Annotated in this window: 32 protein-coding genes; 30 read left to right on the top strand and 2 right to left on the bottom strand. The window is 61.8% G+C overall.

Annotation, left to right across the window (positions count from 1 at the left end; all coding sequences use genetic code 11):
- Window positions 1-1,149 (bottom strand): ATP-dependent DNA helicase, encoded by a 1,149-nt coding sequence (locus tag ElP_RS13800; protein ID WP_145270181.1) that lies wholly within the window; start codon window positions 1,147-1,149, stop codon window positions 1-3.
- 4 nt (window positions 1,150-1,153) lie between these two features.
- Entirely contained in the window at window positions 1,154-1,309 is a 156-nt protein-coding gene (locus ElP_RS38020) for a hypothetical protein (protein WP_197446970.1), read from the bottom strand.
- 98 nt (window positions 1,310-1,407) lie between these two features.
- On the opposite strand from ElP_RS38020, the gene ElP_RS38015 reads away from it, so the two are divergent.
- From ElP_RS38015 to ElP_RS13660, 30 genes are all read left to right on the top strand, one after another.
- A complete protein-coding gene (locus tag ElP_RS38015; protein ID WP_197446969.1) occupies window positions 1,408-1,563 on the top strand; it encodes a hypothetical protein in 156 nt (51 codons plus the stop codon).
- Window positions 1,550-1,750 (top strand): hypothetical protein, encoded by a 201-nt coding sequence (locus ElP_RS13795; protein WP_145270179.1) that lies wholly within the window; start codon window positions 1,550-1,552, stop codon window positions 1,748-1,750. Before ElP_RS38015 ends, ElP_RS13795 begins: the two co-directional genes overlap by 14 nt.
- A gap of 119 nt (window positions 1,751-1,869) precedes the next feature.
- The gene (locus ElP_RS13790) at window positions 1,870-2,688 is read left to right on the top strand and encodes a hypothetical protein (protein WP_145270178.1); all 819 of its coding nucleotides are present in this window, start codon (window positions 1,870-1,872) and stop codon (window positions 2,686-2,688) included.
- Window positions 2,678-3,244 carry a hypothetical protein gene (locus ElP_RS13785; protein ID WP_145270176.1) on the top strand — a complete coding sequence of 189 codons (567 nt, stop codon included), beginning with the start codon at window positions 2,678-2,680 and terminating at the stop codon, window positions 3,242-3,244. The genes ElP_RS13790 and ElP_RS13785 overlap by 11 nt, the downstream gene beginning before the upstream one ends.
- The gene (locus tag ElP_RS13780) at window positions 3,241-3,624 is read left to right on the top strand and encodes a hypothetical protein (protein WP_145270174.1); all 384 of its coding nucleotides are present in this window, start codon (window positions 3,241-3,243) and stop codon (window positions 3,622-3,624) included. The genes ElP_RS13785 and ElP_RS13780 overlap by 4 nt, the downstream gene beginning before the upstream one ends.
- A 185-nt stretch (window positions 3,625-3,809) precedes the next feature.
- Window positions 3,810-4,538: a hypothetical protein gene (locus ElP_RS13775; RefSeq protein ID WP_145270172.1), complete on the top strand. Its 729-nt coding sequence runs from the start codon at window positions 3,810-3,812 to the stop codon at window positions 4,536-4,538.
- Between the two features lie 255 nt (window positions 4,539-4,793).
- Window positions 4,794-5,108, top strand: coding sequence for a hypothetical protein (locus ElP_RS13770; RefSeq protein ID WP_145270170.1), 315 nt, complete (start codon window positions 4,794-4,796; stop codon window positions 5,106-5,108).
- The gene (locus ElP_RS13765; RefSeq protein ID WP_145270169.1) at window positions 5,105-5,407 is read left to right on the top strand and encodes a hypothetical protein; all 303 of its coding nucleotides are present in this window, start codon (window positions 5,105-5,107) and stop codon (window positions 5,405-5,407) included. The genes ElP_RS13770 and ElP_RS13765 overlap by 4 nt, the downstream gene beginning before the upstream one ends.
- Window positions 5,404-5,913, top strand: a complete 510-nt coding sequence (locus tag ElP_RS13760) for a terminase small subunit-like protein (RefSeq protein WP_197446968.1) — start codon at window positions 5,404-5,406, stop codon at window positions 5,911-5,913. The genes ElP_RS13765 and ElP_RS13760 overlap by 4 nt, the downstream gene beginning before the upstream one ends.
- Window positions 5,885-7,297: a phage terminase large subunit gene (gene terL / locus ElP_RS13755; RefSeq protein ID WP_145270167.1), complete on the top strand. Its 1,413-nt coding sequence runs from the start codon at window positions 5,885-5,887 to the stop codon at window positions 7,295-7,297. Before ElP_RS13760 ends, terL begins: the two co-directional genes overlap by 29 nt.
- Before the next feature lie 3 nt (window positions 7,298-7,300).
- Window positions 7,301-8,689, top strand: a complete 1,389-nt coding sequence (locus tag ElP_RS13750) for a phage portal protein (RefSeq protein ID WP_145270165.1) — start codon at window positions 7,301-7,303, stop codon at window positions 8,687-8,689.
- On the top strand, window positions 8,679-8,864 hold the full coding sequence (locus ElP_RS13745) for a hypothetical protein (RefSeq protein WP_145270163.1): 186 nt from the start codon (window positions 8,679-8,681) through the stop codon (window positions 8,862-8,864). The genes ElP_RS13750 and ElP_RS13745 overlap by 11 nt, the downstream gene beginning before the upstream one ends.
- A 225-nt stretch (window positions 8,865-9,089) precedes the next feature.
- Window positions 9,090-9,833: a phage minor head protein gene (locus ElP_RS13740; RefSeq protein ID WP_145270161.1), complete on the top strand. Its 744-nt coding sequence runs from the start codon at window positions 9,090-9,092 to the stop codon at window positions 9,831-9,833.
- On the top strand, window positions 9,830-10,153 hold the full coding sequence (locus tag ElP_RS13735; protein WP_145270159.1) for a hypothetical protein: 324 nt from the start codon (window positions 9,830-9,832) through the stop codon (window positions 10,151-10,153). Before ElP_RS13740 ends, ElP_RS13735 begins: the two co-directional genes overlap by 4 nt.
- 53 nt (window positions 10,154-10,206) lie before the next feature.
- On the top strand, window positions 10,207-10,845 hold the full coding sequence (locus ElP_RS13730; RefSeq protein WP_145270157.1) for an HK97 family phage prohead protease: 639 nt from the start codon (window positions 10,207-10,209) through the stop codon (window positions 10,843-10,845).
- A gap of 8 nt (window positions 10,846-10,853) precedes the next feature.
- Entirely contained in the window at window positions 10,854-12,155 is a 1,302-nt protein-coding gene (locus ElP_RS13725) for a phage major capsid protein (protein WP_145270155.1), read from the top strand.
- Window positions 12,156-12,238: 83 nt separating this feature from the next.
- A complete protein-coding gene (locus tag ElP_RS13720; protein ID WP_145270153.1) occupies window positions 12,239-12,688 on the top strand; it encodes a hypothetical protein in 450 nt (149 codons plus the stop codon).
- Window positions 12,689-12,761: 73 nt separating this feature from the next.
- Window positions 12,762-13,067, top strand: a complete 306-nt coding sequence (locus ElP_RS13715) for a hypothetical protein (RefSeq protein ID WP_145270151.1) — start codon at window positions 12,762-12,764, stop codon at window positions 13,065-13,067.
- 2 nt (window positions 13,068-13,069) lie between these two features.
- Window positions 13,070-13,714, top strand: a complete 645-nt coding sequence (locus tag ElP_RS13710) for a head-tail connector protein (RefSeq protein WP_145270149.1) — start codon at window positions 13,070-13,072, stop codon at window positions 13,712-13,714.
- Window positions 13,705-14,049: a phage head closure protein gene (locus ElP_RS13705; RefSeq protein ID WP_197446967.1), complete on the top strand. Its 345-nt coding sequence runs from the start codon at window positions 13,705-13,707 to the stop codon at window positions 14,047-14,049. The genes ElP_RS13710 and ElP_RS13705 overlap by 10 nt, the downstream gene beginning before the upstream one ends.
- A gap of 9 nt (window positions 14,050-14,058) precedes the next feature.
- Window positions 14,059-14,595, top strand: coding sequence for a hypothetical protein (locus ElP_RS13700; RefSeq protein WP_197446966.1), 537 nt, complete (start codon window positions 14,059-14,061; stop codon window positions 14,593-14,595).
- Between the two features lie 12 nt (window positions 14,596-14,607).
- Window positions 14,608-16,737, top strand: a complete 2,130-nt coding sequence (locus ElP_RS13695) for an autotransporter outer membrane beta-barrel domain-containing protein (RefSeq protein WP_145270144.1) — start codon at window positions 14,608-14,610, stop codon at window positions 16,735-16,737.
- Window positions 16,734-17,003, top strand: coding sequence for a phage fiber-tail adaptor protein (locus ElP_RS13690; RefSeq protein WP_145270142.1), 270 nt, complete (start codon window positions 16,734-16,736; stop codon window positions 17,001-17,003). The genes ElP_RS13695 and ElP_RS13690 overlap by 4 nt, the downstream gene beginning before the upstream one ends.
- Window positions 17,003-17,353, top strand: coding sequence for a hypothetical protein (locus ElP_RS13685; RefSeq protein ID WP_145270140.1), 351 nt, complete (start codon window positions 17,003-17,005; stop codon window positions 17,351-17,353). The genes ElP_RS13690 and ElP_RS13685 overlap by 1 nt, the downstream gene beginning before the upstream one ends.
- Window positions 17,353-17,985, top strand: a complete 633-nt coding sequence (locus tag ElP_RS13680) for a hypothetical protein (RefSeq protein WP_145270138.1) — start codon at window positions 17,353-17,355, stop codon at window positions 17,983-17,985. Before ElP_RS13685 ends, ElP_RS13680 begins: the two co-directional genes overlap by 1 nt.
- Window positions 17,985-18,152: a hypothetical protein gene (locus ElP_RS38010; protein WP_197446965.1), complete on the top strand. Its 168-nt coding sequence runs from the start codon at window positions 17,985-17,987 to the stop codon at window positions 18,150-18,152. The genes ElP_RS13680 and ElP_RS38010 overlap by 1 nt, the downstream gene beginning before the upstream one ends.
- Window positions 18,142-18,738 carry an HK97-gp10 family putative phage morphogenesis protein gene (locus tag ElP_RS13675; protein ID WP_145270136.1) on the top strand — a complete coding sequence of 199 codons (597 nt, stop codon included), beginning with the start codon at window positions 18,142-18,144 and terminating at the stop codon, window positions 18,736-18,738. The genes ElP_RS38010 and ElP_RS13675 overlap by 11 nt, the downstream gene beginning before the upstream one ends.
- Entirely contained in the window at window positions 18,735-19,223 is a 489-nt protein-coding gene (locus tag ElP_RS13670) for a DUF3168 domain-containing protein (protein ID WP_145270134.1), read from the top strand. The genes ElP_RS13675 and ElP_RS13670 overlap by 4 nt, the downstream gene beginning before the upstream one ends.
- Complete coding sequence (locus tag ElP_RS13665) at window positions 19,224-21,641, top strand: right-handed parallel beta-helix repeat-containing protein (RefSeq protein WP_145270132.1); 2,418 nt, start codon at window positions 19,224-19,226, stop codon at window positions 21,639-21,641.
- A complete protein-coding gene (locus ElP_RS13660) occupies window positions 21,638-22,279 on the top strand; it encodes a hypothetical protein (protein WP_145270130.1) in 642 nt (213 codons plus the stop codon). Before ElP_RS13665 ends, ElP_RS13660 begins: the two co-directional genes overlap by 4 nt.
- Window positions 22,280-22,284 lie beyond the last annotated feature (5 nt).

Genomic DNA, 22,284 nt, shown 5'->3' with positions numbered 1-22,284 from the left:
TTAGTCCCTCATCAAAAGTGTTAATCCAGTCTCCGCCCGTGTGATGGCGGTATAGAGCCAGTTGCGGCGGTTATCCCGAAACGCCCCGCTGTCATCTATCACCGTCACGTGGTCCCAGGAACTGCCCTGAGCCTTGTGCGCGGTGATGATGTATCCCCAATCGAACTCGTTCAGCATCGGCCGCGCGCCCTGGATCTTCTGCGCCTTACCCTCATTGAAGTGGTGGGCGAAGAGGTAGGGGTCGGTCAGCAAATCCTCCGTGGTGCCGTGCAGATCATCCATGTCCACGGTGAGCGAATAGATCTCGCGCACGCCGATGATGTCCGCTCCCCGGGTGACCAACTGCCCCATGCCGCCGTTGAACAAGCCCTTTTTGTTATTGTTCCGGCAGCAGATGATCCGCTCGCCTGCCACAGGATGCTCGCCGCTGAAACCCTTCCGGGCACGCATCCGCTGGGTATAGGTCCAGCGGACGCGGTTCAGGCCGCAGATCGGCTGGGTGGTTTCCCGATAGATCAGCTCCTGCGTCGCCTTGGTCAACACCATGGCTTCCACGTCGCCCTTCCGGTAGTTCCGGGGGATGGGCAGCCCCTGGCGCGCCAGCGTGGCCAGCTCGATGATCGGGCTTTCGGCGCTCTGGCGGTGGATTTCATGCAGGAAGACGTCCGGCACGTTGCGGGTGAACGCGCCCTGGCCATTGACCGGCGGCAGCTGCCCAGGATCGCCCATGACGAGGATTTTCTTGCCGAAGGAACGCAGGTCGTCGGCCAGGCGGTCGTCGATCATGGAGCATTCGTCGAGCACGATCAGGTCTGCTTCCGCCGCCGCAGACTCCTCCGACAGGGTGAATTTCAGCTCGCCGGTCTCTTCATCCACTTTCGGCGTGTAGATCAAGCTGTGGATCGTGCTGGCGTCTTCGATGCCTTTCTTCCGGAGCACGGAAGCGGCCTTGCCGGTATATGCGGCGGTTCGCACCTTGCTGACGTTATGCTGCTCCTTGATCTCTTCGATGGCGAGGTTGGCAATCGTGGACTTGCCGACCCCGGCGAAACCGGCCAGATAGAATTCCTCGCGGCTGTCATCGCCGAACCAATCAACGATTGCCCGGATCGCTTTCGCCTGATCATCGGATGGGGTGATCGCTTCCATGGCGCTACCCGGCGAACGAATGCAGCAGGGCGACGCCGAAGAGCATCAGGCCCATGAACGCCATTAGGGAGAGCGTCCCGAACGGCACGGCAAGCCAGAGCGGTAGCTGCTCGGCGCGCGGCAGGCGGTTTACGACAAGCGTGAGATGTGATTTTTGCATGTTCCCTCCATGATTATCGCGGCAACCTCGCCGCTCTTGACTTTAGACGTAATCTAATATATGCAATTAGTCAACCACTAATTAAGGGATAGTACACTATGAGTAAGAAGAGCAACGCAACCTATTATCTTCCCGAGGAAATTCAAAAGTGGATTGAGGAGAAGGCCCAGGGCGAGAACCGTTCGCCGAGCAACTACCTCTCAACGCTCCTTCTCCGTCAGATTGAGCAGGAGGCAGCCAATGCGAACCATTGAGCAGCTGGGGATCATCGTACGGGAGAAGAAAAAGCTCGGAACGGCGAGCTACCAGGAAACGAAGATATCCCCGCAAGCCGCGATGGTCTGTGAAGCGGTCGATAAGCAGCTGGATGCGCTGCGGAGGGAATTCGACGAGAAGTTGAAGCGGGCAGGCATGACCCCGCCGCCATCGGGCGGGACATGACCATGAAACAGCGCGAGAGCCAGTCACCCCGCATCTGGCGGGGGTTCCAGGAGATACCAGGCGACATCAAGCGGCAATCCGGTCATGCTGCCGGCGGCATAAGGGGGGCGTAAGGGATTATGGCACGAGCACGCAACATCAAGCCGTCCTTCTTCGAAAACGAGCATTTGGCAGAACTTGACTTCGCCGCCAGGCTTCTTTTCATCGGGTTGTGGACGGAGGCCGACAAGGAAGGGCGGCTGGAATACCGTCCCAAGAAGCTGAGAAAGCAGATCTTCCCGTACGACGACATCGATCTCCCGTTACTTAACCGTTATCTAACGGAACTGGCACGGTTGGGCTTCCTAACCTTCTATGTGCACGATGCGTTGCTTTACATTTGGATAAACAAGTTCCGCCAGCACCAATCGCCCCACAAAACGGAGCGCGAAAGCAGCCTCCCCGAGGCGACCGAAAAAAACACGGTGCATTATCAGCATCTTGAGGAAAATAACGGTGCCCTAACCGTTAAAGCACCGTTAGATAACGGCAGTTGCATGGTAGGTATAGGAATCATGAATTATGAATCCAGTAAAGGAATCAACGTCGCGAACGGCGCGCACGCGCGCACACGCGAGGAGACCCATCCGCCGCCTCCGAAATCACCGCGGATGATGCCAGCCCAGAACCACCCCGACCACCGGCGGGTCAGGGATTACATCTGCGGCCGCCTGCCGCAGCTCGCGGCACGCGCATCACCCGAAATCGATGAATGGCTCAACGCCGGATGCGATGTCGAGCAGGACATCATCCCCTCGGTGGATGACCGCATCGCCGCCAAGGGAGGGGATATCGGTAGTTTCAGGTATTTCACGCACGCCATCCTTTCCGCCAAGGCGGCGAGGGAGGAACGAATAGCACAGGACAAACGCATGAGGGAGAATTTCAATGCAAGCTAAGGAAATCAACTACGACAAAGTAAAACGCGCTGTCATCGATCCAATGGTCAACTATTTCGGGATGCGAATGCTGAGCGATGACCAAATCAAGGCTTACGTCGACGATTTGGGCAGATTCAGCGAGCAGGCTCTGGATGCAGCATGGCGAGAGGTCCGGCTCAGCTGCAAGACCCGACCGACCATCGCGCATTTCATGGAACACCTCAAGGCCGAGCGGCAGTCCAGCACTGTCATCTCGAACCCGCAGGACCGGAAGGAGTATTTCTGCCACGCCAACACCGCGCTGGCCGAACGGCTGATGCGTTCCCCCATCGGGCAGATGGCGTTGGAGCGGGGCGTTGGCCTTAGCATCTGGATCGGCGCCTGGCGGGATGGCAAGGCGAATTACACAGAAGCCGATATCCGCAAAGCAGTTGCGGCCAGGGAGGATACCGTAGCCCAGCTCGGTGAATTCAAGCGGAAGGATTGGCCGTTGTTCCAGGCCCTGCTGAGTGCCTTCGAGGCAATGGACGCCCGCGAGCGGCAGCTGCAGGCACGATTCGCGGGGGCGGCATGACGGAGCGTTTCCTCTACCGCCAGCCCCACCACGCCCTGGCCGCGCTGCTCGATCACGACATCCAGACCGTGGACCGGGTAGGCTCGCCGTTCACGATGGAACGCCTGTGCGACCCGATCCGCTCCCGGGCGGAAGGCGTGAAGTGCTACCTGCCGCCGGAGAGCGTGGCGAAGGCGGAGGCGCGGGTGGGTGACATGCTCACGAACCGTGGCGCGATCGGCTGGAGGCTCTTGGAAATTCGAGGTGATGACCTGATCTTCCGCAATTTCGATTCCGAATTCACCGGCCGAAAAGACGAAATGCGCATCGTACAGCGTGACGGCAAACCCTTTCCGTGGCCGGAGCGGGAATCGCTATCGCCGGAGGACAACGGCAAATGACGCATGGCCAAGCCGGTAGTGGCTTTGTAACACCGGCAGCACGGGCGCAGCGGTTCACATCGGCCGCCTTTCCCCGCAAGGGCCTGCGTGACCGTGCATTTACGCCGCGCTTACACCAAAGCGTCACTTGCCTGACGCGGAATTTACTGCTAAGGCTGGTCAAACCCACCTGAGCCAGCCCCCGCATGACCGACACCCCCGCCGAAGCCGAGAATGATTGGACGCAAGCCAAGAAGAAAGACCTCCTGAAGCAGCTCCGGCTGACGTTGGCGGAGAACAGGCAGCTGAAACAGTCCGTCGAGCGGCTGATGCGGAAGCAGGGGCAAGCGGCCACCGCCCGGCATCCGGGCCATGCCGACGATTTCGTGCCGTGTGGATGGCCTGAGCAGCACGGTATCGCCATTCCCCGCGCCGACGGCTATTTCCAGTCCGGTACCGCCTGGGTACGCATCCTGCACGGGGTCATCACGCATGCCGGGTTCAAGAACCAGTCCATCCTGGCATCGCTGATCGAAAAAGGCGTTCTGGACGACGGTTCGCAAACGCACGCCAGCATTTACGCCGATTGGCGCGCCGCATTCTACGCGGTCACCGAGGCTGCCCGCTATTCCAACGTCGGCACCGGCGATCCGGAGGCCTGGAGCAAGGAAGATCGTTTCGCCAAGCTGCTGGAGAAAATCGACCGCAAAGACCTCCGCCTGGTGGATATCCTGGTCAGCTCCCACCCGACCGAAAAGCAGGTGATCGGGGTATGCGCTAATCGGGAGCCCTTCCTGGATGCGTTCCGCCGCATGGCCGACGCGATCAACACCATCAACCGCGATGCGGACGAATACCGGCAGAACCCGAACGCCTGGAGCGAGGCGAACCGCGAGATGCGGCAGAAGAAGCGTGAAGGCATAAACGCAGCATAAGTTCGAAAACGCTTGCGCATAAATTTTCCGTATGCTAGCCTGTTTTTCGTAAGAGGGGTTCGCGCGCCTGAACCATGGGTTTTAGAGCGTTTTTTGTAGGACCGTCTGGCATCATTCCTCCTCATCGAATTCACTCCACCCCGCCAACGCGGGGTTTCTTTTTGCACAGGTTTTGCTTATGCCGCTGCTCTGGTTCGGACTCGCAGTCCAGCTACCGCTCCGCGTACTCCTGGCCTGCCTGGGGAGCCGCGCGTGATGAACGCCCTGCTGGTCATCCTGCTGGCACTGGCGCTGATGCTGGTGCTCTGGGCCATCGCCAGGATTGATCGGCAGCAGAAGGACGTCCTGAAGGGCATCGGCTCGCTTCGGAAGGCGATCAAGGAATCCCGGGAGAAAGCCCATGGCGATATCGTTCTGGAGCTGGACCGCCAACTGACGGAATCGGGCAGGCAGCTGATCGAGGCGATGGTGAAAACCCCTGCGGCTCCGGCCGAAAACTGCGTGCCTGCAAAGCCGAAGGTCAACCGCCAGCCGCAGCCACGCGTCAACGGAAAGTTCGTCAAGCGATGAGCAAGGAGCTATCCCGCATATCGTTCCTGTCCTGCCCCAAGGGCACCATCTTCCAGAAAATCGTGAACGGCGAGTATTACCCGCCGGCTATCAAGGGCAAGACGGTTTACGACCGCAACAACGTGCCGGTCGACTTCGATTACACGCCGCTCTTCCCGGCCAGGCAAGGCGACCGGTCGCTCGGGAAGCCGGTGCAGGATGGCCATTATGACGACGCGGTGCGGTTCCGCCTGATCGCGAAAGAGGAGCTGGTGCGCGTGGCTTCCGCGATCAGCTTTCCCGAGAAGTATGTGAAATGACCGGAAGGCCGACACGATATTCCGCCAAGCTCGCCACGGACATCTGTGAGCGGTTGGCGAACGGCGAATCGCTGCGTCGAATCTGCTCCGACGAGCACATGCCGGACAAAGCTACCGTGATCCGTTGGCTTACCAGAGGTGCAGCTGGCGAGGAAACATACAAGGCGTTTTGCGACCAGTACGCCTGTGCGCGCGACTGGCAGGCGGAATCCTACATGGACGAGGCCGTGGATATCGCAGACGGCGAGCCCGCCGAGCGCGAGCATATCGGCAGCAACGACGATGGGGTTTCACCGCAGGATAGCCAGGCGCGGCAGGAGTTCCTTGCCGCCACCGCACAACGCGACAAGCTGCGGGTGGATACGCGCATCAAGGTGGCCGAGAAACTGGCACCGAAGCGATTTGGCTCCAAGGGCGATACCAATGTGAACGTGAGCGTGAACGGGGTACAGCTGGCGGAGCAGGATAAGGCTCTGCTTGACGAGTACGCAAAACAAGGTAAGTGACCAGAAGGCGTTCGACGCCCTCCTGCGCACCCGCCTGGCGGCGTTTACCCGCAAAGCCTTCGCCACGGTCGATCCGGGCGCCAGTTACAAGCACAACTGGCACATCGACCTGATCGCGGAGTATCTCGAAGCCTGCACCCGTCGCGAGATCAAGCGGCTGATCATCAACATACCGCCGCGCTACATGAAATCCATCTCGGTCACCGTGGCATGGCCGGCATGGCTGCTGGGGCATAACCCATCCGAACGCATCCTGGCCGCTTCCTACGCCGAGGTGCTGTCGCTCAAGCACAGCGTGGATACCCGCCTGATCCTCCAGTCGGAGTGGTACAAGCGGGTGTTTCCCGGCGTTCACCTGACCGGCGACCAGAACGAGAAACGCAAATTCGTCACCACCGCTCGCGGCCATCGCTTCGCCACTTCGGTCGGCGGCTCGGCCATCGGCGAAGGCGGCAACTTCCTGATCGTCGATGACCCGCTGAATGCGGCGCAGGCCCTTTCGGACGCTGACCGGGAAACAGCTAATACGTGGTTCGACCAGGGGTTTTGCACCCGCCTCGACGACAAAGAAAACGGCGTCATTGTCGTGGTGATGCAGCGACTTCACGCGGATGACCTCTCCGGTCACCTGCTGGCCAAGGGCGGATGGGAAAACCTCTGCATCCCGGCGATTGCCGAGACGCGCACCGTCATCGATTTCGGCCGCGTCAAAGTGGTCCGCGAGGAAGGCGATCTGCTCCATCCCGAGCGCGAGAGTGCGGCGGCGGTCGAGGCACAGAAGAATATCATGGGCTCCTACGCCTTTGCCGGCCAGTACCAGCAACGCCCGGCTCCGGCGGAAGGCGGCATCTTCAAGGCGGGCTGGTTCAAACGCCACGAGCGGCCGCAGGACAGCTACCTGCAGATCGTTCAGAGCTGGGATACCGCGAGCAAGGCGGCGGAATTGAATGACCCGAGCTGCTGCACCACATGGGGCATACGCCCGGACGGCTACGACCTCCTGCATGTGCTGGTCAAACGCCTGGAATACCCTCAGCTCAAAGCCCGCGTGGCCGAGCACGCCGAAACATGGGGCGCCAACGCCGTGTTGATCGAGGACAAATCCTCCGGCCAGCAGGTTTTGCAGGATCTCCGACATAGCACGCAATTGCCGTTGCTGGCGATCAACCCGGAGAAAGACAAAGAAACCCGTGCCAGCGCCGTCTCCGCCCTCGTGGAAGCGGGCAAGGTGAGCCTGCCCACGCACGCCGCCTGGCTAACCGATTACGAGATGGAACTGATGACTTTTCCGAACGCTCCGCACGACGACCAGGTGGACAGCACAACGCAGTTCCTGAACTGGATGCGCACCCGGTCGGTCACCCCCGACATCCGCATCTGGTAGCCCGTGGCCTGGTTCACCCGCCGCTCCAAAGCGGTCGATCAATTCGCCGTCAAGAACGCCACGTTCCTTTACGGCATCGGCGCGGCCCGCTGGCTGGAACGCCGCTTCGACCTGCTGGCCAAGGACGGCTACGAGCAGAACCCGATCGTCTACGCCTGCGTGACCAAGCTCGCCAGGGCGTCCGCCTCGGTGGACCTGCACGTCTACCGCAAGCAGGGCGGCAAGCTGGTGAAGCTGGAGAACCATCCGCTGCTGAAACTGCTGGAACGCCCCAACCCGATGGCGGGCGGCCGGAGCTTCCGCGAGGCGATGGCCACCTACCGCCTGATCGGCGGGAATGCCTACGTCCACGGCGAGGGCATCGACCCGTTCAGCCGCAAGGGCAACCCGCCGAAAGAATTATGGCTCCTGCCGACGCAGTCGGTGACGGTGCAGGCGCAGCCCCAGAGCGCGCTTCCCGCCTGGTACGACTACCGCCCCGGCCAGGCCAAGCCGATCCGCTTCCCGGTCGACCGGATCACCGGCAAGTGCGCCATCCTGCACCTGAAGACCGTCAACCCGCTCAACCCGTCGATCGGCCTGCCGCCGCTGGTGGCCGCCGCGTTCGGCGTGGACACGTTCAATTCCGGGCAAGCCTGGAACAAGGCGCTGCTCGATAACGAAGCTCGCCCCTCCGGCGCGCTGGAGATTGTCGACCGCGAAGGCAAGCCGGTATCCCTGACCGATGACCAGCGCTCCAGCCTCAAGCGCATGCTCGACGACCGGTTCTCCGGCAAGCACAACGCCGGCAAGCCCATGGTGCTCGAAGGCGGCATGAAATGGACGCCGATTTCGCTCAGCCCGAAGGACATGGACCACCGGGAGACGATGCTGGTTACCGCCCGCTTCATCGCCGGCGTGTTCCACACCCCGCCGCAGCTGGTCAACATCCCGGGCGAAAGCACATATTCTAATTACGGTGAAGCCAAGGTCGCCTATTACTCCGACACCGTGATCCCCTTCCTGGAGAGCGATCTCGAGGAGCTGAACAACTGGCTGGCCCCGCTGTTCGGCGACGATTTGGTGATCTGGTACGACGAAGAGGCGATTCCCGCGCTGGAGCCGCGCCGCAAGGAAAAGGGTGACCGGATCAACGCTGCCACCTACATGACCGTCAACGAGAAACGCCGGGCGATGGGCCTGGATGACGTGGACGGCGGCGACGTGGTGCTGGTGCCGTCCACCAACATCCCGCTGGAACTGGCCGGCGAAATCCCCGATCTGGCCGAGCCGGGCAGCGATGCCGATGGCGAGGAAGATGCGCCGTCGCCGGAACCTGAGCCCGAGCCGAAACCGAAGAAGCCCAAGAAGCCTAAACCGGCGGAAGAAGAAGAGGACGAGGATGACGCTTGAGGTCGAGATTATCGAAGAGGACGACAAGGTCATCCGCATCCAGTTCCCGGGCTCGAACGCCCAGGCCGGTTCCGCACTCGACATCGTCTACCAGGATGAATTCGTGCAGCTGGTGCGGCTGAACTGCTGGTTCGGCCCGTGGTTCTGGCAGCCGTATTTCCTGCTGCCTGCCTGAGTTATGACCGAAAAACTGATATACCTGCCCGACGGAACTGTGCACAAGCCGAAACGCCCTATGCCTGCGGAGGACGTGAGCGCCTACAACCGGCCTGCTCCGACGCAGAACCCGCGCCCCCGTCCGGGCGGGATGGACTCGCAAAACGCGGCTATCCTGGCCGTCGTTCTGATTGCCGCACTCGCTTTCATGGCCACGATGATGTGGCTCGGACACAAAGCCTAGATGCTCTCCCGCCGCCGTCAGCACGTCGCCTTCCAGCGCGGGATGACGTTCTACGAACACAAGCTCCGCCTGAAGGCCGGTACCGCGCTCAATTCCTACCTCCGCCAGGTCGCCAGATCCGTGGCCGACACCGGCACCGTGCCCGCCCACCTGAACGAGAAGCACCGCACGCGGGTCTTCAACACGCTACTCGCCCATTACACGGAAACGACCGCGAATTTTGGCAAGCTGGCGCTCTCCGGCATCGCCAAGGGCAAGAAATCGGCACTCACGCCGCTGGAAGCCCTGATGTTCTCCTGGGTTCGCCGGGAAGCGCTGCGAAAAGCACGCATGATCACCGACACCGACCGCGATACCGTGGCCGCTGCCATCGAAGCCGGGATCGGCGAGGGGCTGGGCACGCAGGCCATCGCCTCGAATATCCGCAAGCTGACCAGCCTGACGCCGCGCCGGGCCAGCGTGATCGCACGCACCGAGACGCACGCCGCCGCCACCTACGGCAGCATCGAGAGCGTGCGGGATGCCGAGCAGCAGCTGGACATGAAGATGCTCAAAGCCTGGCTGCCGACCTCGGATAGCCGCACGCGCCCGGAGCACCTTGCGATGGCGAATCACCCGGCGATCCCGCTGGACGAGAAATTCAACGTCGGCGGCGAGCTGATGGACCGGCCGGGCGACCCGGCTGGGAGTGCGGGTAACACGATAGCGTGCAGGTGCTCAATTATTTACAGTGAGGCGGAATGACAAAGAGGGCTGGAATTCTACGCATTTCCGTACCACTGCTTGAAGCAGTGTTTGGCGGGAAATGTAAGGTAGAAAAGGTTGCTATCACGTGGGAAGACCTGATCCAGAACACGATTACCGTGCAGGTGACGGACCACGAGACGCTACCGGAGCAGGAGCCGGAAGGCCTTGTCCACCCCGTCGTATGCAATTTCAGCAAAAGCGCGGATGGTGAGATCGATATCGCGTTCGGCGCATCGCATCCAGAAGTGATCGAATCGATTCTAAAAGCACGGGAGCGTAAATCCCAGTCCGCTGAGGAGCCGATAGCCACTTTCTAATCATAACCCCGCTCCGGCGGGGTTTTTTATTGCCCACAGACAGGGGACTATCCATGGAACGTGAATTCAAAAGCTTCGAGCTGATCGAGCTGAAGGCCGACGACAGCAGCCGGAAAGTATGCGGCTACGGCTCCGTGTTCGGCAACACCGACAGCTACGGCGACATCGTCATGCCGGGTGCATTCCTGCGCAGCATGAAAGACCGCCAGCCGGCCATGCTCTGGCAGCACCGCAGCGACATGATCCCCGGCGTCTGGGACGTCTACGAGGAGCGAACGCGCGGGCTCTACCTGGAAGGCACGTTCGCGAACACGCCGCTCGGCGAGGAAGCCTACCAGCTGGCGAAGATGAAGGCGATGAAGGGCCTGTCCATCGGCTATTCGACCAAGAAATACGAAGTCGACCAGGCCAACGGCACCCGCAAGCTGCTCGACCTGGAGCTGTGGGAAGTGTCGCTGGTGACCTTCCCGGCCAACGAGAAAGCGAACATCACACGAGTGAAGAGCAAGCCGGAAACCATCCGGCAGTTCGAGGATTTCCTGCGGGAGGCAGGAGGATACAGCCGCGACGACGCGACCACCATCGCGCTGCGCGGCTTCAAGGCGCTGAACCCTGAGCGGGAGGCTGAGGAGGAAGAGCACAAGGAACTGGCCGAGCTATTCGGCCGCTTTACCCAACAACTCACCCTGTAAGAGGACCTATGACCAATGATGTAACCACCGAAGTCAAGAATGCGCTGAACGCGTTCGAAGCCTTCAAAACCGACCTGGCACCGAAGCTCGGCAAGCTCGACGCGTTCGACGAAGCGAAGTTCAATGCCATCCAGACCGACATCGGCAAAGCGCTGGAGCAGAGCCAGAAAGAGGCGGCTCGCACCAAAGCCCTGGAAGACCAGAACAAGGCGCTGGAAGCCAAGCAGGTCGAGCACGATAAGGAACTGAGCGACCTGAAAACGGCGTTCAACCGCCTGCCCGCGCCCGGCACCTCCGAGGACAAATCCAAGGAAGCCAAAGCCCAGGCCAACACGCTGTTCAACCAGTTCACCCGCACCAAGAGCGCGAACCGCGAAGACTTCGCCGATTTCATCGCCCAGAAGGCCGATGCCAACCCAGAACTCAAAGCCCTGTCGGTCAACGCCGACCCGAGCGGCGGCTTCGTGGTGATGCCGGAACTCGGCGGGATCATCCAGACGAAGGTGTGGGAATCCTCGCCGATGCGCCAGCTGGCGAGCGTGATCACCATCGGCACCGACAGCTATGAAGTTATCCTCGACAACGACGAGGCAGGCTCCGGCTGGGTGGGCGAAACCGGATCGCGTTCCACGACCAGCACCCCGCAGCTGGGCAAGCTGACCATCCCGGTCAACGAGCTCTACGCCAACCCGAAGGCGACCCAGAAGATCCTGGACGACGCGGGCATCGACATGGAGTCGTGGCTCGGCAGCAAGGTGGTCGACAAATTCGCCCGCGATGAGGCAACCGCGTTCATCTCCGGCACCGGCGTGCTGAAGCCCAAGGGCATCCTGAGCTACACCGCAGGCACCGATATCGGCGCCCAGCAGGTGGAACAGATCGTCTCCGGTTCCGCCGGCGCGTTCACCATCGACGGGCTGATCTCCCTGCAGAACGGCCTGAAAGAGCCGTACCAGGCGGGCGCGGTGTTCCTGATGAAGCGTTCCTCCTGGGGCGCGATCATGAAGCTGAAGGACGCGGAAAACCGACTGTATTTCAACCTGACGCTCGACAAGAACGCCGGGCTGGAAACCATGGTGCTCGGAAAGAAGATTTACTTCGCCGACGACATGCCGGTTGCGGCTTCCGCCTCGCTCAGCGTGGCCTACGGCGACTTCAAGCGCGCCTACCAGATCGTCGACCGCATGGGCATCCGCGTGCTGCGCGATCCGTTCACGGACAAGCCGTACATCTCGTTCTACACGACCAAACGTGTCGGCGGGGCTGTGATCAATTTTGAGGCTTACAAGCTGCTGAAACTCAGCAATTAACCTGCTGAAGCCCAGTAACAGTGAGTGACTAACCGGGGGCGGGGCAACCCGCTCCCACCTGAACACCAAGGAAAGGATTCCTTATGCCGAACCACACTTCCCTCTACGCCAACACGGGGTTCATCTCCCTGTTGATTCCTGCCGTTCGCACGGCGGATGCCAACTCCACCGGCCTGGATTTGCAGGATTGCGACGACGCGGTGCTGCTGTTCGATGTCGGCAATTCCGCCGATACGCTCTCCGGCTCGGTCTATATCGAGCTCGAAGTCGAAGAGTCCGACGACAACACCAACTGGACGGACGTGGCCAATGCCGACCTGACCAACTATGTCACCGGCACCAACCCGGGCACGGTGGCTGTGATCGATGCCCCCGCCGAGGATTCCAACGTCTTCGCGGTCGGCTACAAAGGCAGCAAGCGCTACATCCGCGGCGTGTTCAACGTTACTGGCACCCACTCGACCGGAACGCCCGTTGGCGTGCTCGGCCTGCGCGGCCGCAACCGCCAGGCTCCGGTGAACGCCTACACCTAAGCCATTGCCAACTGAGTGAGGGGGCTCCGGCTCCCTCACATTTTTCGGGATTCTTATGAAGCAAACCGTGACGATGCTGAAGACCATGCTCGGCGTGGACGAGGGCGACATCTACCCCCGCACCTATGAGGCGGGCAACCAATACCCGCTCGGTGAAACGCTGCTTCGCTGCTTCGTGGAGCTTGGGGCGGTGGAGCTGGTGACCGAACTCCAGCCGCGCACGCTGGCCGAAGGAGAAAAGCTCCAGGAAGACGAACTGCCGGAAGGCGCAACGGCCGTACCGGGCGATCCCATCGAGATCGAGCAAACCAAATCCCTGGACTTCGCGCCCGAGAACAAGGCCATCCAGCGCGCACCCGCCAACAAGGGTAAGAAATAACCGTGTCCGCCCGGCGCCACCTGACGCTCATCACCGCCCCGGCCATCGAGCCGGTAACGGTGAGCGAGCTTGCCGCGTTCGCGCGGCTGGACGACGACGCCGCGAGCGCGGAAGAAGCCCTGATCGACAGCTTCATCACCGTGGCGCGCCAGGCTGCGGAGGAATACACCCGCCGGGCGTTCATCACACAGAGCTGGAAACTCTCGCTCGATTTGAACCGCTGCGGTATGGTCTATGACCTGCCCGAAGGCGTCTATGACCTGCCGGTCACCGCCCTCTACGGCGAGCTGCCCGACGAAATCGAGCTGCCCCGCGCGCCGGTGCAAAGCATCACCAGCGTCACCACCTACGATACAGCCAATACCGCCAGCACGTTCGACCCCTCGAATTATACCGCCGACACGGCGGGTAACCGGATCGTGCTGGCCGAAACAGCGACCTGGCCGACCAATCTCCGCTCCGTCGCCGCCGTGGCGATTGTGACCATCAACGGCTATGGCGATGCCGCATCTGACGTGCCGCCCGCGATCCGCATGGCCATCCAGATGCACGCGGCGAGCCTGTACGAAACGCGCGGCCAATGCGGTTGCGACGTGCCGCCCGCAGCCCAGCAGCTGCTCCGCCAGTACCGCGTCGAGTGCCTGTGAACTGCACCAACGCGATGTCCCGCATGAACAAGCGGGTGACGCTCCAGAGCCTGACCCAGACCGAGGACGGCCAGGGCGGCTTCACCGACAGCTGGGGCAACGTCGCCAGCACCTGGGCGGAGATCATGCCGATGAAGGGCTACGAGCGGATGCAGGCGATGCAGCTGCAAACGCCCCTCACCCACAAGGTGATGATCCGCTACCGCGCCGGCGTCACCAACGCCATGCGCCTGCTCTACGGCGAGCGCGTGCTGCACATCAAGGAAGTCATCAACGAGAACGAGGAGGGCCGGTTCCTGCGGCTGCTCTGCGTCGAGAAAAACCCAGTCAGTTAGCGAGGACAGATGAATGAGAACTCCAACGTCAGCGATTCCGTAAACGCGGGCGCGGTGATGAACCCCGGCTTTGAAAGCGGCCTGGACGCCCCCAAATACACCTACAAGTTCGAGTGCTTCGACGCCGACGGCAACCTCAAGTGGGAAGACAGCTTCACCAACGTGGTGACCACCGCGGGCAAGACCGACCTCGTGGATAAATACTTTAAAGGCTCCGCCTATACCGCCGCGTGGTATCTGGGGCTTAAGGGGACAGGCTCCGCAGCCGCCGCCGACACGCTCTCCTCGCATGGCGGGTGGTCGGAAGTCACGCCCTATTCCGGCAACCGCCCGGCGATTACGTTCGGCACCACGACCAACGGCTCCAACACCGCCACCGCCGTGTCCTTCTCCATCACCGGCACCGCGACGGTCGCGGGCGCGTTTATCGCCTCGGCCAATACCGGCACCTCCGGCGTTCTTTATAGCGCAGGGGATTTCGCCGTATCCCGCTCCGTGGCAAATGGCGATACGCTGAACGTCACTCCGACCGTCAGCGTGAGCTAAGCGGGGCCTTCGATGGCCTCCTATATCGCGTCATCCCAGCCGTTCGAGATAACGCTCGGCAGCGGCGCGGCCACGGGCACTGACACGATAGCCGCCGTCGATACGGCCAGGTCCGTCATCTTCTTCGGCGGGAGCACGAGCACCGATTCCGGCGGGCTGATGAACAACGTCATCGCCCGCGCCGAGCTGACGAACAGCACCACCGTCACCGCCACGCGCGGCGGCACCGGCACCAACTGCATCGTCCGGGGTCAGGTCGTGGAATTCTCCAGCGCGCTGGTGGCTTCCGTGCAGCAGGGGACGATCACCCTCGCCTCCGGCGTTGCGAGCAACACGGCCACGATTGCCTCGGTGGATACCAGCCGTTCGGCGGTGTTCTTCCTCGGCAGCAGCAACTCCAGCACCGGCACGGCACCGACCAACACCTTCCCGCGACTTGAGCTGACGAACGGCACGACGGTCACGGCCACACGCGGAAGCGCCGGGGTCAACACGGTCACGGCGGCCTACTGCGTGGTGGAATTCCAGCCGTCCGTGATACAGAGCGTGCAGAAACGCTCGGTGACGCTCGCGGTGAACACCACTAGCAGCACGGACACGATTTCGAGCGTCAATACCGCCAATACTCTCCTGATCTGGGGCGGGGTGAGCACGACGACGAGCACATGGAACGGATTTTCCTACCATCTCCAGCTCGCCAGCAGCACCTCCGTCACGCTGACGCGCGCGGGCACATCTTCGTCGTCGCGCACGGTCAACTATACCGTGATCGAGTTTGTCCCCGGCGTGCTGGCCAGCCGCCAGCAGGGGACAACGGCGGTTACCTCCGCGACCTCGGCCGCCAGCGCGATTACGGGCGTGGATACGACCAAATCGGCGCTATCGTTCCTCGGCTATTCGACGACAGGGAGCAGCACCTACCAGATTCTCGCCTCGGCGGAGCTGACCAACGGAACGACGGTCACCGCGCGGAAGGGAAATGCCGGAACGGTCGCCTCCACGCCCGGCTGGCAGGTGGCGGAATTCACCGCCTCTTCCGGCTCGACCTACGACGACACTTTCTCCGAAGCCCTTACCGCCGCAGAATCCACTAGCCCGGCGCTGACCGCCAACACCACGCGAGCCGAATCCGCGGCCGCCGGGGAGAGTCTGGCCGCCACGGCAATCGCCGATGCAGCCTTGAGCGAAGCCGTGACGGCCACGGAGAGCCTGTTTGGCGGGCTGTTACTCGAAGAGGAGCTATCAGGGGACATTGCCGCAGACGATGCCGTAGCGGTCTCCCTGATGGCCAATACGGCCATCCTCGAAGAGGTGTTGCCGGACGTTCCCCTGGCGGTGGATGCCACACTCATCCCAGCCTTCAGCGAATCCGCTTCGGCAGAGGATGGAATCGACGGCACCGTAAGTTTCGACCCGTCTTTGAGCGAAAGTCTAACCAGCACCGAAAGTTACGCCGCTGCGCACGCGATGGACGCAGCGATCAGCGAGGATGCCGCCGCCGCAGAGTCGCTTGCTACAACCGCCACGCTGGTTCCGCCTTACGACGAACCACTCGCGGCGAATGACAATTACGATGGCAACGTGATTGTGGGGCCGCAGACCTACGACGTGTTCGTGAGCGAAGCCGCCACCGCGAGCGATGCCCAGTCCGTAATCGCCACGCAAGAAGCGGCTTACGACGAAAACTCGGCCGCAGCCGAAAGCCTGACCGATACCGTGACCCTCTTCCTCGACATGGAAGAATCGGCCTTGGCCGAAGACTGGATGGAGGCCGCCCAGACGATGGCGGCCGCCTACGACGATACCGCCGCCGCCGAGGATTTCCTCGCCACTCTTCAGACGCAGGCGGCGAGCTACGCAGAGGACATCGCCGCAACCGACAGCGCCACTGCCTCGCTGGCCTATGGCCATGCCTTCGCGGAAGCCCTGACGGCCACCGATGGCTTGACCGCCTTCAGCGCCATGAATGCATCGCGGAGCGAACTGCTGACCGCCGGGAGCGAATTCTCCTCCGCCGATCCCGGCTCGACGCCGCCGGATCGCACCTACCGCGTGCCCGCCGATGACAGAACCTACCGCGTGAAGGCGGAAGACCGCACGTATCGCGTGCCCCCTGAACTGAAAGCCGTGAGAGCAGCATGAGCAACATCAAGATCAAAGACCCGCAGGCGCTGAAGGATTACGTCATCGAGTGGGAGGATTGGCTTGACGGAGACACGATCGCCACCAGCACCTGGACGGCACCCGCCGGGATCACGGTCGAAAACGAATCGTCCACCCAGACCACTGCCACGATCTGGCTTTCCGGCGGTACGCTCGGCGCGGAATATGCGCTTGTCAACCACATCATCACCGCCGCAGGGCGGGAGCAAGACCAGACACTCACCATCCGCATCAGGAGCCGCTAATGCCCGAGAGCCACCAGTACCAGCCCAACGACAGCTACAACCTGACGGCGACCATCGCCAACGGCGCGACCGAAAGCAACGAGATCGACCTGAACGGCACCGATTTGATCGGTCTGTTCATGCCTTCCACCTTCGACGGCAGCACCGTGCAGATCAAGGCTGCCCCCGCTTCGGGCGGAACCTTCGTCACCGTGCAAAGCGGCGGCGTGGATTTCACGCTCACCACGGCGGCGAGCAAATACTGCCCGGTCGAGAACCTGCCCGTTGTCGCAGGACTTCGCTTCATCAAGCTGGTGACCGGCACGCAGACCGGGGATACCGCCATCACCCTCGCCACCCGGCCCCTCTGATGAGCCGCCTGCTCACCCTCCTCAACGCTTATGGATTGAACGACATGGCCATTACCTCCACGACTTTCGCCAACCGCCCTGCGGCATCGGCGGCCACGGACAAAATCTATTACTTCTCCGATATCGGCGGGGGCACCCTGTTCATCTCCAACGGCTCGGTGTGGAAGCCGCTCGGTCGCTGCTTCCTCGCATCATCTGCCGTCGCCTCGGCCACGCTCAGCGGCACGACTACCGAAACCACCTTCGTGACGGTCAATGTGCCCGGCGGCCTCATGACCGCCAACGGCTCCCTCCAGATCACCTGCACCAACTCGGGCAACAACTCGGCGAACAGCAAAACCCTCCGCATTCGCCTGGGCGGGGCGTCAGGCACGGTATTCCTGCAGGCGGGCAGCACCACGCTGATTTCCCAGCAGGCAACGGCCATCATCACCAACCGCAACGCGCAGAACAGCCAGTTCGGCATGAGTGCCGGGTCGGCCGGTTACGGTCAGTCCTCCGGGGCGGGCGTCACCGGAGCCATCGACACCTCGGCGGATACCACGCTGGTCATCACCGGCCAGTTGCAGAGCGCGGGCGCGGGCGAGGAGATGACGCTCCTGCGCCACATGGTCGAGCTGATCATCCCGTAATGGAAATCAGCGTCAAGATCGACGGACTGGAGCGGCTTGCCGCGAAGAGCCAGCCCAGCAAGGAGAAAACCCCGCAACGGCACAATGGAAGAGTTATCGCCGCGCTCATGGATATCGGACTGGCGGAAATGAAACGCAAAGGACTGGTACGAGAGCATGGCGACTGAGGGAGGCACGTTTTCAGGGACAGACCGCTCATCCCTCGGATTCAAGGTCGAAATTGACGGCTTGGATAACCTTCGCAAGGCGACCGAACTCGTACAGAAAGCCGTCGATAAGCAGGTCAAGAAAGCCCTGTACGTTGCCGCCCAACGGGTTGCGACCGAGGCGAAGAAATCCATCCAGCAGGGCGGCAAGTCCGGCAAGACCTACGACATGCGCCCCGCCGTGGATGGGGAAGAACCCACCGCGTGGTTCACGATCAACGGCAGGTCGGTCGGATTCGTCAAGCGCAGTAAGGCGCACACCGCCTCCGCGCCCGGCGAAGCGCCGGCATCCGATACCGGCAATCTGACCAACAGCATCCAGGTCGATTCCAGCGTGAAGAAGGAAAACAACGAACTGATTGCCACGGTCAGCGCTTCCGCGAAATATGCCAAGATGCTGGAGTTCGGCACGCACAAGATCGCGCCGCGACCGTTCATGTTTACCGCATTGGAGAAGAGCAAGCCATTCATCCTGGAACGCATCGCCAAGGCCGTGAATGACGGTATCGGACAAGGCAGCCAGAACACCGATGGTGCGGGTATATGACCCTTGCCGTCAACGCACTGCACAAGGGCATCTACGACCGATTGGTTATCCGCATCGGATCGAACGTCTACAGCCATATCCCGCAGGCTTCAGCCTTCCCGTATGTGGTGATCGGCGAGAAAACATCCATCCCGTTCCGCACCAAGACCGGCGACGGGCAGGAAATCACCGTGACGCTCCATGCATGGACGCAGGGCAGCGGCGACAAGGCATGCGCCGACCTGATGCAAAGCGTCTACCGGGCATTAGACCGGCAGGAAAACGCGGTGGACGTGGAAGGCTACGACCTCACCGAGATCACCTGCGAGTTCAACCAGCTCCTCCCCGATACGGGGGACGAAGCGGAGCCGGACAGGTACTACCACGGCGTGATGCGGTTCCGCGCGATTGTGCAGGAGCAAGAATTCCCCGGCTCGGAATTCCTCCTTGAGAGCGGCTACGGCCTGCTCCTCGAAACCGGAGACAACCTACTCATGGAAGCGTAAATGGCAGATACCAAAATCAGCGCACTGACCAACGGCGGAACGGTACAAACCGGCGACATGATCCCCGTGGCACGGGGTGGCGAGAACCGCCGCGTGGCCGTAGGCTCCGCCGCAACGCAGGATTCTTCGGCGTTTGCCACCACAGAGCAAGGAACGAAAGCCGATTCCGCACTTCAGCCAGCGGGCAACCTCTCCGGCCTCGCCAGCGCCGCCACGGCACGCACCAATCTAGGCTTGGGCACCGCAGCCACAAAGGCCGCTTCCGGGGCAGGCGGCACCGTAGCCTCCGTCTCCGGCGCAGCCACCGTTGGAAGGCTGGCACGCTTCGCCGACACCTCCGGCACGATTCTCGACGGGGGCAGCGATTCCGCGCTCTCCATCCTCGCCGCAGGCTCCACGACAGAACGCACGCTCGCGGTGCGGTTCAAGGTGAACGTGCTCGACTTCTACGGCTCGAACGGCTCCTTAAACCACCGCAACGCATGGCAGGCCGCGATCAATTATGTCTCCGGCTTAGGCGGGGGTGTTGTCTATGTGCCCCCCGGCACCTATAGCGGCTGGAACGTGGCTTCGCCGCTCATCATCCCGAGCAACATCACGCTCGAAGGGGTGAAAGCGCAGTCCATCATCATCCCCGACCTGTCCACAATCACCCTGAGCAACATCTACCCGCTCGCCGCGGGCGCGGTGATGATTACCGGCAACCCGACCGACGGCAAGCGCGCAGGGATTACCTCCGGCCAGTCAGTCACCGATTCGACGGTGGTGGAGAACGTCCACATCCGTGGGCTGACCATCGACAACAGCGCCTACTCCGGCCCCGATCTCAGCGCCAACCAGTCGCTCAACGGCTTTTCCATCGTCTTCTGCCACAATTTCAGCGTGGTGGATTGCGAAGCCTACAACCTTCCGTCCTCGGGCATTTACTGCAACTGGGGCAGGAACGGCGTCATCCAGCGCAATATCGTCGATCATTGCGGGCATTTGCTGGGGCATTTAGGGTCGCGCAACGGCATCTCTTCTTCAGGCTGGATCGATGGGGATGACGCAAGCTTCGCCTCGCAGGGGTTACTCATCGCCGACAACATCGTCACCCGCGCCTTCCAGGAAGGCATCCAGAACTCCAACTGGAAGGGCACGATCATCCGCAACAACGTGCTCATCGGCAACTGGGAGTATGGGGTGGAAGGCGAGTCCATCGCGCCGGGCATCACTTCGACCTCGCTCACCTACGGCTACGAAGTGCCGGGCGACACCATCCTTGAGGGCAATTACATCGACTGCTACGACGTGGAAAGTGGCGTCTATGGAACGGGCGGCATCATCTGGTCTTCCGGCAACCAGTGCAAAATCGTCATCCGCGACAACGTGATCCGCAACCTCGACAACACCGCAGGCATCGCCTCCAACGGCATGGCCTTCACCTCGGGTTCCGGCATCACCGTCCAGCAGACCGACAACGGCACCGCTGTCATCGAGAGCAATTACTTCGAGAACGTCAAGCCCGGCGCCACCGGCTCCATCGTGAACCTGAGTTGCGAGCACATGGTGGTGGCGGGGAATATCGCCTCCAACTGCCTCGCCACCTCCGCCTTCCTCGGGGTTCTGCCCAGCAAGGGCTTCAAGACCCTGATCGTGGAGCGCAACAAAATCATCAACGGGCCGATGTTCCGCTTCGGCTACATCACCTGCTCGGCGGGTTCGTCGTCCACCGCTGCGGCGAACGAGATCATCTTCCGCGACAATTTCGTCACCGGCCTTGCCCGCTCGTTCATCGTGCTCAACTTCCCGAACAACGCCACGGTCACCCGGCTGAGCGTGAAGGGCAACGAGTGTGTGAACATCAATTCCAACGGCTCCGGCTCGGAAGGCTTCATCCGCCTTATCGGGGGCAATGCTTCGGCCAAGACGCTCGCCGTCTCCCGCTTCGAGGTGGAGCGTAATTCGGTTTCCTACGCGGGCGCGACCGCCTATCCGATCATCGTGGATTCCGGCTCCGTGGCCGATAACGCATTAACCAGCGTTCACGTTTACGGCAACAATTTCGGCAGCACCAACCTGACGAACAAGACCGCCATCGGAACCCCGGCCATCTGCGCCGCGCTCTATGAGGACGACAACGGCTTCCCCGGAAGGCCGAACGGTCGCGTTGTCATCGCATCAGGCGCGGTCACGATGTCCAATTCCGACACGCTGGTGGAGATCGCAAAGACAGTCCCCGCCACGACGAGCGTGACGCTCCCCACGAAAGTCACCCCCTATAAGCAGTTCACCGTCAAGGACGGCGCGGGCAATGCCCAGACCTACCCGATTACCCTGACTGGCACCTTCGACGGCGTGGTGAACCCGACCATTTCGGAGAATTACGGCGCGCTCACCTTCTACTACAACGGCACCACCTGGAGGATCACCGCATGATGAAACGCCTGCTTTCGCTCTGGCTGTTATCCGCCCCGGCGCTCGCCTACACCCCCGGCATCGGCTACCCGCAGACGACCTTTGCAAGCCTCCCCGCAGCAGCAAGCAACACCGGCAAGGTGTATCTGGTCACCGATGTCTGCAACGGCTCGCTCTGGTACTCCACCGGCACCCGCTACAAGCTGGTCAATGGGCGCTGCATCCTCTCTTCCTCGGCGGTTTCGGCCTCCATCACCGGCACGCTGACGGAAACCACGCTCGCCACCGTGACCGTCCCGGCGAATGTCCTTGGAACCAACGGCCAGCTCGCCATCACGTCCGGCTGGTCGCACACCAATTCCGCAAACACCAAGACGCTGCGCGTGCGCTACGACGGCGCGGGCGGCACCGCCTTTTCCTCATTCGCGCTGACCACGGCGGCCACATCGCGGGTTTATACCACCATCCAGAACCGCAACGCCACCAATTCGCAAGGCGGGGTCGGCGGGGGCGTGACCTTCGGTACTTCATCGAGCACCGCCGTCACCGCGAGCGTGGACACCACGGCAGCGACGACCCTGGCCCTGACCGGGCAGCTTTCCAATACCGGCGAGACGATCACGCTGGAAAGCGCGACCGTCGAACTGATCACCCCTTAACACAC

The sequence above is a fragment of the Tautonia plasticadhaerens genome (genome assembly GCF_007752535.1).
Lineage (GTDB): Bacteria > Planctomycetota > Planctomycetia > Isosphaerales > Isosphaeraceae > Tautonia > Tautonia plasticadhaerens.
The sequence above is the reverse complement of the archived record's forward strand: the minus strand, read 5'-3'. Positions and strand labels throughout refer to the sequence as shown.

Coding starts and splice junctions, on each gene's coding strand:
- ElP_RS13745 (WP_145270163.1), top strand. CDS start 8,679: ATGACGCTTGAGGTCGAGATTATCGAAGAGGACGACAAGGTCATCCGC.
- ElP_RS38020 (WP_197446970.1), bottom strand. CDS start 1,309: ATGCAAAAATCACATCTCACGCTTGTCGTAAACCGCCTGCCGCGCGCC.
- ElP_RS13695 (WP_145270144.1), top strand. CDS start 14,608: ATGGCCTCCTATATCGCGTCATCCCAGCCGTTCGAGATAACGCTCGGC.
- ElP_RS38015 (WP_197446969.1), top strand. CDS start 1,408: ATGAGTAAGAAGAGCAACGCAACCTATTATCTTCCCGAGGAAATTCAA.
- ElP_RS13740 (WP_145270161.1), top strand. CDS start 9,090: ATGCTCTCCCGCCGCCGTCAGCACGTCGCCTTCCAGCGCGGGATGACG.
- ElP_RS13765 (WP_145270169.1), top strand. CDS start 5,105: ATGAGCAAGGAGCTATCCCGCATATCGTTCCTGTCCTGCCCCAAGGGC.
- ElP_RS13785 (WP_145270176.1), top strand. CDS start 2,678: ATGCAAGCTAAGGAAATCAACTACGACAAAGTAAAACGCGCTGTCATC.
- ElP_RS13680 (WP_145270138.1), top strand. CDS start 17,353: ATGAGCCGCCTGCTCACCCTCCTCAACGCTTATGGATTGAACGACATG.
- ElP_RS13725 (WP_145270155.1), top strand. CDS start 10,854: ATGACCAATGATGTAACCACCGAAGTCAAGAATGCGCTGAACGCGTTC.
- ElP_RS13790 (WP_145270178.1), top strand. CDS start 1,870: ATGGCACGAGCACGCAACATCAAGCCGTCCTTCTTCGAAAACGAGCAT.
- ElP_RS13760 (WP_197446968.1), top strand. CDS start 5,404: ATGACCGGAAGGCCGACACGATATTCCGCCAAGCTCGCCACGGACATC.
- ElP_RS13775 (WP_145270172.1), top strand. CDS start 3,810: ATGACCGACACCCCCGCCGAAGCCGAGAATGATTGGACGCAAGCCAAG.
- ElP_RS13685 (WP_145270140.1), top strand. CDS start 17,003: ATGCCCGAGAGCCACCAGTACCAGCCCAACGACAGCTACAACCTGACG.
- ElP_RS13780 (WP_145270174.1), top strand. CDS start 3,241: ATGACGGAGCGTTTCCTCTACCGCCAGCCCCACCACGCCCTGGCCGCG.
- ElP_RS13665 (WP_145270132.1), top strand. CDS start 19,224: ATGGCAGATACCAAAATCAGCGCACTGACCAACGGCGGAACGGTACAA.
- ElP_RS13700 (WP_197446966.1), top strand. CDS start 14,059: ATGAATGAGAACTCCAACGTCAGCGATTCCGTAAACGCGGGCGCGGTG.
- ElP_RS13690 (WP_145270142.1), top strand. CDS start 16,734: ATGAGCAACATCAAGATCAAAGACCCGCAGGCGCTGAAGGATTACGTC.
- ElP_RS13660 (WP_145270130.1), top strand. CDS start 21,638: ATGATGAAACGCCTGCTTTCGCTCTGGCTGTTATCCGCCCCGGCGCTC.
- ElP_RS13675 (WP_145270136.1), top strand. CDS start 18,142: ATGGCGACTGAGGGAGGCACGTTTTCAGGGACAGACCGCTCATCCCTC.
- ElP_RS38010 (WP_197446965.1), top strand. CDS start 17,985: ATGGAAATCAGCGTCAAGATCGACGGACTGGAGCGGCTTGCCGCGAAG.
- ElP_RS13795 (WP_145270179.1), top strand. CDS start 1,550: ATGCGAACCATTGAGCAGCTGGGGATCATCGTACGGGAGAAGAAAAAG.
- ElP_RS13670 (WP_145270134.1), top strand. CDS start 18,735: ATGACCCTTGCCGTCAACGCACTGCACAAGGGCATCTACGACCGATTG.
- ElP_RS13715 (WP_145270151.1), top strand. CDS start 12,762: ATGCTGAAGACCATGCTCGGCGTGGACGAGGGCGACATCTACCCCCGC.
- ElP_RS13735 (WP_145270159.1), top strand. CDS start 9,830: ATGACAAAGAGGGCTGGAATTCTACGCATTTCCGTACCACTGCTTGAA.
- ElP_RS13720 (WP_145270153.1), top strand. CDS start 12,239: ATGCCGAACCACACTTCCCTCTACGCCAACACGGGGTTCATCTCCCTG.
- ElP_RS13800 (WP_145270181.1), bottom strand. CDS start 1,149: ATGGAAGCGATCACCCCATCCGATGATCAGGCGAAAGCGATCCGGGCA.
- ElP_RS13730 (WP_145270157.1), top strand. CDS start 10,207: ATGGAACGTGAATTCAAAAGCTTCGAGCTGATCGAGCTGAAGGCCGAC.
- ElP_RS13770 (WP_145270170.1), top strand. CDS start 4,794: ATGAACGCCCTGCTGGTCATCCTGCTGGCACTGGCGCTGATGCTGGTG.